This is a genomic window from Mycobacterium triplex (assembly GCF_000689255.1).
GTDB lineage: Bacteria > Actinomycetota > Actinomycetes > Mycobacteriales > Mycobacteriaceae > Mycobacterium > Mycobacterium triplex.
Window position 1 is genome coordinate 5,722,026 of record NZ_HG964446.1, and the last position, 12,155, is coordinate 5,734,180.

General features: G+C 65.6%; 12 protein-coding genes. 3 read left to right on the forward strand and 9 right to left on the reverse strand.

Translation table 11 applies throughout. The annotated features are described in order from the left end of the window. Position 1 precedes the first annotated feature (1 nt). From BN973_RS26585 to BN973_RS31470, 4 genes are all read right to left on the reverse strand, one after another. Positions 2 to 793: an SDR family NAD(P)-dependent oxidoreductase gene (locus BN973_RS26585; RefSeq protein ID WP_036471700.1), complete on the reverse strand. Its 792-nt coding sequence runs from the start codon at positions 791 to 793 to the stop codon at positions 2 to 4. Then, positions 790 to 1,644 (reverse strand): SDR family oxidoreductase, encoded by an 855-nt coding sequence (locus BN973_RS26590; RefSeq protein ID WP_036471702.1) that lies wholly within the window; start codon positions 1,642 to 1,644, stop codon positions 790 to 792. Before BN973_RS26590 ends, BN973_RS26585 begins: the two co-directional genes overlap by 4 nt. Before the next feature lie 99 nt (positions 1,645 to 1,743). Continuing rightward, positions 1,744 to 2,679 (reverse strand): enoyl-CoA hydratase, encoded by a 936-nt coding sequence (locus BN973_RS26595; protein WP_036471703.1) that lies wholly within the window; start codon positions 2,677 to 2,679, stop codon positions 1,744 to 1,746. Between the two features lie 109 nt (positions 2,680 to 2,788). After that, positions 2,789 to 3,760, reverse strand: a complete 972-nt coding sequence (locus BN973_RS31470) for a DivIVA domain-containing protein (protein WP_084163556.1) — start codon at positions 3,758 to 3,760, stop codon at positions 2,789 to 2,791. Positions 3,761 to 4,355: 595 nt separating this feature from the next. Here BN973_RS31470 and BN973_RS31225 point away from each other — a divergent pair. The 3 genes from BN973_RS31225 (at position 4,356) to BN973_RS26610 (ending at position 6,662) form a co-directional block, all read left to right on the forward strand. Beyond that, positions 4,356 to 4,520: a hypothetical protein gene (locus BN973_RS31225; RefSeq protein WP_090607062.1), complete on the forward strand. Its 165-nt coding sequence runs from the start codon at positions 4,356 to 4,358 to the stop codon at positions 4,518 to 4,520. Beyond that, positions 4,521 to 6,002 carry an alpha,alpha-trehalose-phosphate synthase (UDP-forming) gene (locus tag BN973_RS26605; RefSeq protein WP_036471705.1) on the forward strand — a complete coding sequence of 494 codons (1,482 nt, stop codon included), beginning with the start codon at positions 4,521 to 4,523 and terminating at the stop codon, positions 6,000 to 6,002. Between the two features lie 87 nt (positions 6,003 to 6,089). Continuing rightward, complete coding sequence (locus BN973_RS26610; protein ID WP_407067557.1) at positions 6,090 to 6,662, forward strand: hypothetical protein; 573 nt, start codon at positions 6,090 to 6,092, stop codon at positions 6,660 to 6,662. 3 nt (positions 6,663 to 6,665) lie between these two features. On the opposite strand, the gene BN973_RS26615 is transcribed toward BN973_RS26610, so the two are convergent. The 5 genes from BN973_RS26615 to BN973_RS26635 are packed head-to-tail and all read right to left on the reverse strand — an operon-like array spanning position 6,666 to position 12,149. Next, entirely contained in the window at positions 6,666 to 7,157 is a 492-nt protein-coding gene (locus BN973_RS26615; RefSeq protein ID WP_036471708.1) for a mammalian cell entry protein, read from the reverse strand. Further along, the gene (locus tag BN973_RS26620; RefSeq protein ID WP_036471710.1) at positions 7,157 to 7,867 is read right to left on the reverse strand and encodes a hypothetical protein; all 711 of its coding nucleotides are present in this window, start codon (positions 7,865 to 7,867) and stop codon (positions 7,157 to 7,159) included. The genes BN973_RS26615 and BN973_RS26620 overlap by 1 nt, the downstream gene beginning before the upstream one ends. Next, the gene (locus BN973_RS26625) at positions 7,867 to 9,555 is read right to left on the reverse strand and encodes a virulence factor Mce family protein (protein WP_036471712.1); all 1,689 of its coding nucleotides are present in this window, start codon (positions 9,553 to 9,555) and stop codon (positions 7,867 to 7,869) included. The genes BN973_RS26620 and BN973_RS26625 overlap by 1 nt, the downstream gene beginning before the upstream one ends. A gap of 9 nt (positions 9,556 to 9,564) precedes the next feature. Continuing rightward, positions 9,565 to 10,719 carry a virulence factor Mce family protein gene (locus tag BN973_RS26630; RefSeq protein ID WP_036471713.1) on the reverse strand — a complete coding sequence of 385 codons (1,155 nt, stop codon included), beginning with the start codon at positions 10,717 to 10,719 and terminating at the stop codon, positions 9,565 to 9,567. Beyond that, positions 10,716 to 12,149 (reverse strand): virulence factor Mce family protein, encoded by a 1,434-nt coding sequence (locus BN973_RS26635; protein ID WP_036471715.1) that lies wholly within the window; start codon positions 12,147 to 12,149, stop codon positions 10,716 to 10,718. The genes BN973_RS26630 and BN973_RS26635 overlap by 4 nt, the downstream gene beginning before the upstream one ends. Positions 12,150 to 12,155 lie beyond the last annotated feature (6 nt).

The window sequence follows — 12,155 nt, forward strand, 5'->3', positions numbered from 1 at the left end:
CTCAGGCGTGCGTGCCGCCGTCCATCCGAATCTCGGTGCCGGTGATCCAGGCTCCGTCGTCGGACACCAGCATGGCGATCACGCCGGCGACCGCCTCGGGCCCGGCCATCCCCGCGCCGCTGGATTCCGTCGTGGTCGGCAGGATCGGCATCAGCCGCGGAAACAGCGACCAGTCCGCGTCCTTCGGGATGTATCCGCCGGTGGCGTCGGTGATCCCGGACTTGATGCTGCCCGGCGCAACGCACGCGGCGCGCAGGCCGTTCTTCGCGTATTCCAGCGCCAAGGCATGGGTGAAAGCCTGGATTCCGCCCTTGCTCGCGGCGTAGGCCGCCATATACGGATGCGCGAACGACGCCGAGGTCGAGCTGAAGTTGACGATCGCGCTGCGCGAATTCGCCAGCAGCGCCGGCAGCGCTTCGCGGACCACCAGGAACGTACCGGTCAGGTTCACGTTGATGATCTGGTTCCACTGGTCGAGCGTGGTCTCGTGAGTGTGCCAGGCGCGCAGGATGCCGGCCGCGTTGACCAGCGAATCCAGGCCGCCGAGCTTCTCGACCGCCAAGCGCACGCCGTCGATCACGGAATCCTCGTCACCGACGTCGATCGGCATGGTGGTGAGCCGCTGCGCAGTGCCGGCCTCGTCGGCGCCGGCCCGGGTGGTGCTCAGACCGTCGGCCGAGATGTCGGCGGCCACGACGTTGGCGCCCTCGCTCAGCAACCGCAACGCGGTGGCCTGGCCGATCCCCGATGCCCCGCCGGTCACCAGGATCCGCTTGCCCTCGAGCCTGTTCATGATTTCGGGACCACTCCGCGCAGGGCGTCCTCGCCGAACATCTGCACCATCATCGAGGAGTAGTCCGGGCCGCGGCGCAGGATGTGGCCGCCGTCGACGTTGATGCACTGCCCGGTGATCCAGGCGGCCGCGTCGCTGAGCAGAAACACGACGAGGTTGGCGACGTCCTCGACCTCCCCGCACCGCGGCAGCGGCGTGCACAGGGCGTAGTCGCCGCTGATCTCGGGCGACTGAATGACGGCGGCGTCCACCAGATCGGTACGAATCAGGCCGGGGCGGACGCTGTTGACCCGCACCCAGGACGGCCCGAGCTCGTCGGCGGCCAGCATCATCATGTGGTCGATCGCCGACTTGGTGACGCCGTAGGGCCCGAACCAACGGTGGGTGTTGCTGGCCGCGATCGACGAGATCCCGACGAACGAGCCGCCGCCGCCGCGCACCAATTCGCGCCCGACGTGCTTGAGCACGTACATGGTGCCGTTCACGTTGAGGTCGACGGTGTTTCGCCACGCCTCCGAGTCGGTGTGGGTGATCGGGCCGACGGTCAACGAGCCGCCCGCGCAGTGCACCGCACCGTTCAGCCGACCGTGCCACGCCGTGGCGGCGTCGACCGCCCGGGCCACCTCGTCCTCGTTGGTGACGTCGGCGGGCTCGTAGCGGATCGCGCCGCCGTTGCCGGCACTGTCGGCGAGCTTCTGGACCTCCTCGACGGCGCCCGCGAGCCGGTCGGCGTTGCGACCGACGATCATGACGGAAGCCCCGGCCGTGGCCAACCCGGCGGCCACGCCTTTACCGATCCCACTGCCGCCGCCGGTGATCAGATACGTCCGGTCTTCGAAAGATAGCTGCACGAGGGCCCTCTCAAACTGGAACAGGTTCTAGCTATAGAAGCATGCAGCACCCGGCCCGAATATCGCTACCCCGGGTCTCGTTAGGCGGGACGACGGCCGCTACGGCGTGTCGCGGCGAGCGACCTTCGTCGGCTTCGCGTCACGCCAGTCCTCGACGTGCGGCGGCTGGCCGACCGGCCACCTGTTCTCGTTGAATGCGGCCCAGTGCGCGTGCCCCAGCAGGTGGACGTGGAATGCGTGCCGCAGCGCCTCGGTGTAACCCATTGCGTCGGAGGCGGCGTTGACCGAATCCTTGATCAACAGCGACGCCATCGTGGGCCGTTCGGCGACGCGCCGCGCGAATTCCAGTGTCTTTTCCTCTAATTCGTCGACCGGGAAGACCTTCGACACCATACCCAGCCGATGCGCCTCATCGGCGTCTATCGAATCACCGGTCAGCAGCAGTTCTTTGGCCTTACGCGGACCGAATTCCCAAGGGTGAGCATAGTATTCGACGCCCGGCATGCCGAGCCGGACCGCGACAACGTCGCTGAACTTCGCGTTGTCGGCCGCGACGATCAGGTCGCACGCCCAGATCAGCATCAGACCCGCCGAGATCGCGTTGCCCTGCACCTGGGCAATCGTGATCTTGCGCAAATCACGCCAGCGGCAAGTGTTTTCGAAGAAGTAGTGCCACTCCTGGTGGTACAGCTTCTCCATGATCGGCTCGAGTGTGGCCCCGCGTGACCGGAAACTCGGGTGCTGGCCGGGCCCGGGTGCGCGCTCCGCGAGGGCCTGCTCGGAGCCCAAGTCGTGGCCGGCGGAGAAGTTCCGGCCGCGCGCCGCCAGGATCACCACCCGGACGGTGTCGTCGGCCTCCGCCCGGCCGAACGCCTCGTCGAGCTGAACCAGCAGACCGCGGCTCTGCGCATTGTGGGCCTCGGGCCGGTTGAGCCAGATCCGCGCGATGCGACCCTCGTCGAGGGTCTCGTATGCCACCAGCTCGTTAGCACTGGCATTGGCCGCCGCGGCGTCGGCTTCCTCGGAGACTGTCATTCGGCCCACCTCGTTCGTCGTTGAATCCGCCTTGTTTACACATTACGGCGAGTGTGTAAGTGACTCCGAGTTGGGTTGGTCGCCGTCGGCTGAGCGACAGCCGGCCGGGCTACGGCCGGTCGAGCGCGGCCGCCAACAAAGCGGCGGCGGATTTGAGCAGGCCCAGCGAACGGGCCAGTTCCGCGTTCTCTTCCTTCAATCGGTCGAGTTCGGACAATTCCTCGTCGGCCGAGGCCACGGCGCCGTCGCTGCGGCGGGTCCGCTCATGCACCGTCTCGGTCAGCGTATTGCCGAGCGTGTCGGTGACCGCGCGGATCGCCATCCGCTCCATGTCATGGCGTCCGTGTACCGCGGCGACCGCGCGCGTCTCCTCGAGGTGCGCTGCGCCATTGACGGCGACCGGCGGCACTGCCCGCAATTGCTGTCGCACCATCTGGCTGGTCGTGGCCTCCGCGCCGGAGGCCACCGCGTGCGGCTGCTCCAGCAGGTGATGCAGCTCGGCCTCGTGCTGTTCGATCTCCGATTCCCGCTCCGCGAGCCGGGCTTCGTGCTGCTCGAGCTCGGCCTCCTGCTCGCGCAGCTCGGAAGCCCACTGATTGAGCTCGGCCTCCTGGCGGCGCAGCTCGGACTCGCGCTGGGCGAGCTGCGCTTCGTGCTGCGCGACTTCTGCCTCGTGCTGGGCGAATTGGGCCTCGCGCTGCGCAACCTGGGCTTCCCGGTAGCGGAGCTGGGCGACCTGCTGGGGAAGCGGCGTTCCCCGGTGGACGAGCTGGGCCTCTTGGTGGCGAAGCTGTTCCTCGTGCTTGCGAACCTCGACTTCGTGCCGGCGGACTTTGGATTCGTGTTCGTGCAGGATGGCTTCCCGCTGGGCCAGCTCGGCTTCCCGCTTCTTGAGACCCCCATCCCGGTTGCGCAGCTCGGCGTTGCGGTGACGCAGCTCGGCGTCCTCTTCGATGTGGCGAATCAGCTCTTGCTCAACCAGGTCGATGAACAAGTCGACTTCTTGCTCGCTATAGCCACGTTTCCCAATGCGCGCTCTGGAGAACGCGACATTGTGAACATCGGCCGGCGTGAGAGCCATTGTTCTTCTCCCGAAGTCTTAGACGTCACCGCAACGCCAAAAATGCGGCGCACTGCGGCTTAGGATAATGCCTTTGTCGCGGTGACATCCTGGTTTGCCTTTGAACAACTGGACATCAGTCAGTAGACAGACAGGTGCGGCCTCCAGCAGGCTACCGCGAAGCGACCCCCGGACACCACCGTCTAGCGGCGTCTTTCCACGTCGCAACCGTGATCACGGTGACGTTGGCCCACCTAGAGGCGTTGCCCGAACGTCAATTGGGACCCGCACTGAGCCCACCGGACACGCGGGCGCCAGACCGACCGCAAACGTTCGCCAGGGCGCCCTCGAAAACCACCATCCGGAATCTGCCGAATGCGAATCTTCGGATTTAAATCCGGCGCGTTGCTCAGCTGTCGGCACGGGCCGGCCGCCGCATCCCACCTGGGGGAAGATTCGGCGTTTCTTAACGATTCCAGTTCTTTGCATGAACAAATGGCTTCACACCGGTTTCGGCCGGGTGCGCGCTACCGACAAACCGGGTCCCGCGACCCCGTCGGCCCGGCGCGACACCGGACGGCTGCGGGCGAATATCGGCTTCGCATAGAGTTGTCTCATGCCTACGAAATCTGATCCTGGCGAAATCGGCGATGTCGAGCCGCTGGCCGACAGCACCGCTAACCAGGCCAGGAGGGTCGTCGCGGCGTACGCGAACGACGCTGACGAGTGCCGCGTTTTCTTGTCCATGCTCGGTATTGGACCGGCGAAACTCGACGCGTAAATGGCTTCGCGGGAAGGCCGGAGCTCGAAGACAGCAGACTTCGGGAATTCCGACTTTGTGGTGGTCGCCAATCGGCTGCCGGTCGATTTGGAACGGCTTCCCGACGGCACCACAACCTGGAAACGCAGCCCCGGGGGCTTGGTAACGGCCTTGGAGCCGCTGCTGCGCAAGCGCAGCGGGGCGTGGGTCGGCTGGCCGGGGGTGGTCGACGAGGAAGTCGACGTCGATGACCAGCCGATAACCCAAGACGAACTGCACCTCTACCCGGTGCGGCTGTCCGCCGAGGACGTCGCCCAGTACTACGAGGGGTTTTCGAACGCGACGCTGTGGCCGCTGTACCACGATGTCATCGTCAAGCCGATCTATCATCGCGAATGGTGGGACCGCTACGTCGAGGTCAACCAGCGGTTCGCCGAGGCCACTTCCCGTGCCGCCGCCCGCGGCGCGACGGTGTGGGTCCAGGACTACCAATTGCAGCTGGTCCCGAAGATGCTGCGCACGCTGCGGCCGGATTTGACCATCGGCTTCTTCCTGCACATCCCGTTCCCACCGGTAGAGCTGTTCATGCAGATGCCCTGGCGCACCGAGATCATCGAGGGCTTGCTCGGCGCCGATCTGGTCGGTTTCCATCTGGTCGGTGGCGCGCAGAATTTCTTGATCCTGTCCCGGCGACTGGTGGGCGCCAACACTTCTCGCGGAGCCGTCGGTGTTCGCTCTCGGTTCGGTGAGGTGCAGCTGGAATCCCACATCGTTCGAGTCGGCGCCTTTCCCATCTCAATCGATTCCGGCGCGCTTGACCAGGTAGCCCGACACCGTGACGTTCGGCGCCACGCCAAGGAGATCCGCGCGGAGTTGGGCAATCCCCGCAAGATCCTGCTCGGCGTCGATCGGCTGGACTACACCAAGGGCATCGACGTTCGGCTGAAGGCCTTTTCCGAGCTGCTGGCCGAGGGGCGCATAAAACGCGACGACACCGTGCTGGTCCAGCTGGCCACGCCGAGCCGCGAACGCGTGGAGAGCTACCAGCTGCTGCGCAACGACATCGAACGCGAAGTGGGCCACATCAACGGCGAATACGCCGAAGTCGGGCATCCGGTGGTGCATTACATCCATCGATCCGTTCCTCGCGACGAACTCATCGCGTTCTTCGTGGCCAGCGACGTCATGCTGGTCACCCCGCTGCGAGACGGCATGAACCTGGTGGCCAAGGAATACGTCGCCTGTCGAAGCGATCTGGGCGGTGCGCTCGTTTTGTCCGAATTCACCGGCGCCGCAACAGAACTGCGCCAGGCCTACCTGGTCAACCCGCACGACCTCGAGGGCGTCAAGGACGCGATCGAGGCGGCGCTCAACCAGCCGGCCGACGAGGGGCGGCGCCGGATGCGGGCGTTGCGGCGCCAGGTGCTCGTTCATGACGTGGATCGCTGGGCGCGGTCCTTTCTCGACGCCCTCGCCGAGGCGCATCCGCCGGGCACGAAATAGCGGCGGCGGACCCATGGTGCTGGCGCCGAAACGCTGTGATACTCGATGCAGCGTAACGGGGAGGCCGGAAGGGAGGTCGATGTGAAAATGCGTCGCGCGCTGGCCGCGGGAGCCGGCGTCTTCTCAGCCGTCGCAATCGGAATCGCGCTGGAGTCGGATAATCCGGCGCGCGCGCTCGGACCGCCGGCCGACGGCACGTACACCTACAACGAGGCGGGTGTATCCGGAGCTACCTGGACGATCTCGGCGTTGTGCGATCAGCCGTCGGGAACCCGTAACATGAACGACTACAACGACCCGATCGTTTTCGCGATGCAATGTGCGCTGAACATCGTGAGCTCGACGCCCGAACAGATCTCGGCCGCCGACAAGCTGCAGAACTTCAGCGGCCGGGCCCGGATGTCCAGCATGCTGTGGACTTTCAAGGTTCAAAAGGCGGACGGTGTGTCATGCCCGGGCGGCGGCACCGCTCCGTCCACCGAGACCTTTGCGTTCAGTGATGAATCGATGAGCGGCACCCACACCACGATGCACGGCGCCGTCTGCGGCATGGAACCGGCGATGAAAAAGACGCCGTTCTCGCTGCAGCTGATCGGGCCGCCGCCTAGCCCCGTCCAGCGTTATCCCCTGCAGTGCAACAACATTGCGATCTGCTACTGAAGGCTAGATCGGCGTGATGTAGTTGATCAGCCATTTGTTGCCGATCTTCTTGAAGTCCACCCGCAACCGGCTGCCGTCGTAAAGCGGCTGCCGCGACTTGTCGGTAACCGTGCGGTTCATGTACACCATCACCGACGCCGAATCGCGTTTGGCCGACATGACCCCAACGCCAACGACATTGGCCTGAACGACCACCTCGCGCTTCTTCGCCTCGGGAATGATCTGCGCATTGGCGCTCTTCTGAAATTCCTGGCGATAGTCCGGCGTCAGCATCGAATACGCGTCGGCGAGGCTGCGTTCGACGGTCTGGTAGTCGTAGGCGAAAACCGCGGGCACTTCTTTGGCGGCCAGCTGGGGCAACACCGCCCGCGCCGTCTGCTCGCCGCGGATCTCCACCCGCTCCCAGTAGAACCAGCCGGCCGCCGCGGACAACCCGACAACGCCGACGACCGCGAGGTATCCCGCGGCGGCGATCAGAAACCGGGGCCACCGCATCAGTTGCCCCCGTCGGGGTATTTCAGGTCGTAACCCGTCATGTGTCCCTGCTCATCCTCGTGCACGATGACCCGCAGCCGGTACGGCATGGACGGCTTGTGCACGCCATCGATGTCGGCCACCGTGACGCGGACCGACACCAGCACCGAGGCGTTATCGGTAACCGTGTCAATGCCTTCCAGAGCCGCGCCGTTGATCACTGCCTCGGATGTCGCGTTGGTGGAGCGGAACAGGGCCTTGAGGTTTTCGATGTTGTTGTTGGCGCCGAGCATGCCGCGCAGCGGTCCACTGGTGCCGTTGTAGAACCGGTTCACGCTGTCGTCGATGTTGTCCTGCTTGTAGCTGAACATGTTGACGACAGTCTGGGTGGCGGTGTCGACGAAGCGTTGGTCGCGGGCCTGCGCCGCCTCGGCGTGCCGTTGGGAGACGAGCAAGGCGGTCAGGCTGCCGGCCAGCGCGCCGATCGCCAACACCGCGGCGGCGAACGAAATCCAGCCGACCATGCGACCATTCGGCCGACGCCGTGGTGGCGGCTTGATCGTCTTGAGGGCCTGGACGCGTTTGACCGGTGGCATTTTCGGGGTGGGCGGAGCCTTGAGCGCAACCTCGGTCGTGGTGCTCGACTCGCTCGTGGCGGGACCCGCCGCGCGCGTTGCGCGACGACGTGCACGCTGGGGCGTGGTTGATTCGCCATTGGTTGCCGAGGCCACTACATCGGCCTTGGATCAAGCATCAGGTCCACCCAATTCTCGGCGCTGGACGTGTTCGTGCCGGCCGCGAAGATACCAGTGCCTCCTGCCGGATCCCTGAACGCGCCGGTGGTCTCGTCATAGGTGGTGTACGCGGGGCCGCTGGCCGGCGTCGACAGACTCGGAGCAGCCGGCGGCGCCATGGCTTGTGGGGGTGATGGCGGTGGCAGCCACTTCGGATACGGCAGTATCGGCGGGACTGGGGGGACGCCCGGCGGCATCCACGACGGGTTGCCCGGCGGCGGCCCGCTGTCGTTGGGCGGTGGCGGGGCGTAAGCGGGCTGGTGGTTGGGCAGCGGCCCCGGGCCCGGCACCACGCCTGGAGGGGGCGGCCCGACGATCGGAACACCCGGATCGGGTTCCGCTTCCGGCGGGATGTAGGGAAACTTGTTGGGCGGCAACGTGTTCAGCCCATTCGTCTGGGGCGTGTTGTACGGGACCGGCGGACCGCGCCATGGGTTACGTCCCACCGGCACATAGCCCTTCGGGTCGCGACACAGCTGAATCGTCGGTGCCCGTTTGCCGGGGAATTCTTGGCAGGGATAGTTGCGCGCCCCGCGCACGGTACTCGGGTCGTTTTGCGCGACCTTGCAGTACATGTCTCGCGGGAGCTCGCGCACCGTCTCGTCGGCCGGCGTTCGCATCAACGGCGGGGGCAGGAAGCCGACGGCGCACGGCGGTGGGTCGTTGAGGTCGAGCTTGAAGTCCAGCTTCGCGCCTTCGTCCTGGGGGGTGCCGCCCGCGGCCGTGGTGATCGCGGCGAACAGCGCCGGCAGAACGACCAAGAGCTGCTCGATCGATTTGTGGTAGATGACGCCGACCCGGCCCAGATTGGCGAGGCTGGCGGCCAGCGCCGGGAAACTGGGGCGGATACCGGAGAACGCGGTGTTGGCCTCGTCGATCGCGTCTGGTGCGGTGGCCAGCGTCGAGCGAAGCTGCGGGTCGGCGTGTTGCACCTCGGAGGTGAACCGAGCCAGCCCATCGGCGAGCGACTTGATGTCGGCGCCGGCACGAATCTGGGACTGCAGGAACGGGCCCGCCTGATCGATCAACTGCGAGACTTGTGGGTAGTCGGCGTTGGCCTCGTCTACCAGCAACCGGGCCGATTCGAGCAGTCGGGCCAGCTCCGGGCCCGACCCGTTGGCCGCCTGGAACGTCTCGTGCAGCAGCTCGCGCAGCTTGGTGTCACCAAGGCTGTTGACCAACGTCTCCGCCCGCTTCAACAGATCGGAGACGTCCTGGCCGATCCGGGTGTGCGCCCGATCGATCCGAGACCCGTTGTGCAACTTCGTCGTTGCCGGATCCTTCGGCGGCACCAGGTCGACGTATTGCTCACCGACGGCCGACACGCTCTTCACGGTGGCGGTGACGTTGGACGGAATGGGAGTGCCGCTGTTCAGCCGCATTTCGGCGGTGACGCCATTGGGGTTCAGCTCCACCGACGCCACCCTGCCGACCTCGACGCCCCGGTAGGTGACGTTGGCATTCTTGTACAGGCCGCCGCCCGCGACGAAGTCGGCGCTGGCCAGATAGGTTCCGATGCCGAAAGTCGAGGGCAGCCGCAGGTAGAAAATCGCCATGATGGTCAGCGTGATCGCGGTGATCACCGCGAAAATCCAGAGCTGGATTCTGGTGAGTTTGTCTATCATTGCCCGCCCCTACTGTGCTGCCGTGCCGGGCGGAATCTTGAACGGGTCGGCCGCCTGTCCGGACAGGTTGGCCATTTCGCCGGTCAAGAAGTCGGGCGGGTTGAGAATCTCCGACATGTGCATCATGTTCGGATCAAGCGCGTACGACGTCGTGAAGAACGTTTCACCGAGCCGGCGCAAGGTGAGGTCGAAGGTCGTGAACACGTTGAGGTAGTCGCCGCGCACCGCCTGCTTGATACCGAAGTTCGGGAACGGGAACGTCAGCAACAACTGCATCGACGTGACGAAATTCTTCCGGTTGTCGTTGAGCGCCTTCACGACCGAATACAGCCCTTTGAGGTCCTCGGCGAAGTCCACCTTCGTCTTGGACAGCACGTGCGACGTGACCGTCGCCAGCTTCTTCAGCGCGCCGAACGCCTCGACAATGTGCTGGCGGTTCTTGTTGAGCACCTTGAGCGCCTCGGGCAGGGTTTGCAGCGCCCGGCCGAGGTTGTCCTTGTCGCGCGCCAGGGTCGCGGAAAATCGGTTCAAACCGTCGACCGCATCGATGATGTCGCCGACCTGCCGGTTGAGCCCCGCCGTCAATTCCGCCAGCCTGGGGATCAAGCCGGAGAACTGGCCCTGCCGGCCCGCCACCGCCTGGTAAGTCTCGTCGGTGATCTCTTCCAGCGCACCGAGATTGCCCTTGTTGACCACGACGCCAAGGGCCGAGAACACCTCTTCGGTGGTCGGGAAGCGGCCGGTGTTGGCCTCCGAGATCTTGGAACCGTTGGTCAGCCTGCCAGTCGCCGGCTTGCCCTTCGGCGCGGCCAGATCGATGTGCAGCGAACCCAGCAAGGAGGTCTGCGCGACCGTCGCAGTCGCGTTGGCCGGCAGCTCGACGTTTTTGTCCAGCGCCAATTTCACTGCGGCATAAAACGATCCGTCGGCGCGCTGCTCGGCAGCGATACCGGCGACGCTGCCGACCGTGACATCGTCGATCATGACCGGTGAGTTCTGCGGCAACGTCGCCACGTCGGGCATTTCAACGGTGACGGAGAAGGCGCCGCTGCCATGACCGGCGGTGCCGGGCATCGACAGCGAGTTCAGGCCGCCGAATTGACAGCCGGCAAGCAGCACGCTGCCTGCCGCTAATGCGCCGCCGCGCAACCCGATTCGCCTCATCCGCCGGACCCCTGACCGTTTTGCAGCCCAGCGGCAGGTCCTTGCGCAGGACCCGGAAGGGGGCCGAACGCGGAGCCGGGGCCCGGACCCGGAGCGGGTGCGACGGCCGGTGCCCCCGGCGGCGCGCCGGTCTGCGGGGCCGCCGGTACCAGCAGCGCCTGCAGGTCGGCCGGGTTCTGAACGGCGGGCGGTGGGACACCCTGGGCCGGTATCCAGGTCAGCTCCGGAATCGGCGTCTGTGCCTTGGCTTTGGTCTCCGGAGTGTCGTAGATGATCTGGCCCTTGTACGCCGTGATCGTGTTCAGCGGGTGGAACATGACCGGCGGGTAGTTCACCGCCAGCCGGCGCAGCACCGGACCCAGCCGCTCGCGACACAGCTCGGCGCGCCGGTAGTAGTCGGGTGCCCGTGGCCCGCCGGCGGTTTCAAAGGAACCGCCGCAGATGAATTGCACCGGGTTGGCGAACTCGGGGATGGACAGCAGGCCGTTCAGGGTGCCCTGCGCCGGATCGTAGATGTTGTAGAAGTTGGCGATACCGGGGCCCGCGACGTGCAACACCTGCTCGATGTTGTCGCTCTGGTCGCTCAACGTCTTGCTGAAGTCGTTGAGTTGGTTGACCGTATCGATCAGAGTCGAGTTGTTCTCGTGCAGGAAACCGCGAATGTCGGACAGTGCCTGATTGAGCGTGCCCAGGGTGTTGTCCAGATGCCGCGAGCTGTCCGCGAGGACCTGCGACACCGAGGCGACGCTTCCGGCGAACTGCACGATCTGATCGTTGCTCGCCGACAACGCGTTGACCAGAACCTGCAGGTTCTTGACCGTGCCGAAGATGTCGCTGCGCGAATCCCCCAGTCGGCCCGCGACTTGCGAAAGCTCTCGCAGCGCGCTGTGGAACGATTGACCCTTGCCGTCCAACGTGTCCGCCGCCTGGTTGATCGCCGCGCCCAACGGCCCCTGCATCGATCCGGTCGTCGGACCCAGCGAAACGGCCAGTTGAGTCAGCGCTTCCTTGACCTCGTCCCATTCCACCGGGACCGCGGTGCGGTTCAGGTCGATGCTGCCGCCATCGGGCAGCACCGCCCCGCCGGTGTAGGCCGGGGCGAGCTGAATGAACCTCGCCGCCACCAGGTTCGGTGACATGACGACCGCCCTGGCGTCCTTCGGGATCTTCACGTCCTTGGGCACCGTCATCGTGATTTTCACGTCGGACGGACGCGGTTCGATCGAGTCGATCTTGCCGATCGGGACGCCGAGAACCCGGACCTGGTCGCCGGGATACAACCCGACGGCAGACGTGAAGTAGCCGACGATGGTGCGGTTATTTGCTTTTGCGGAAAGCACATACACGCCACCGACCAGCACCGCGACCAACGCGATGATGGTGGTGTAGCGCAGCCCACGGCCGCCGGCGATCCTCCTCACGAGGACAATCCCAGC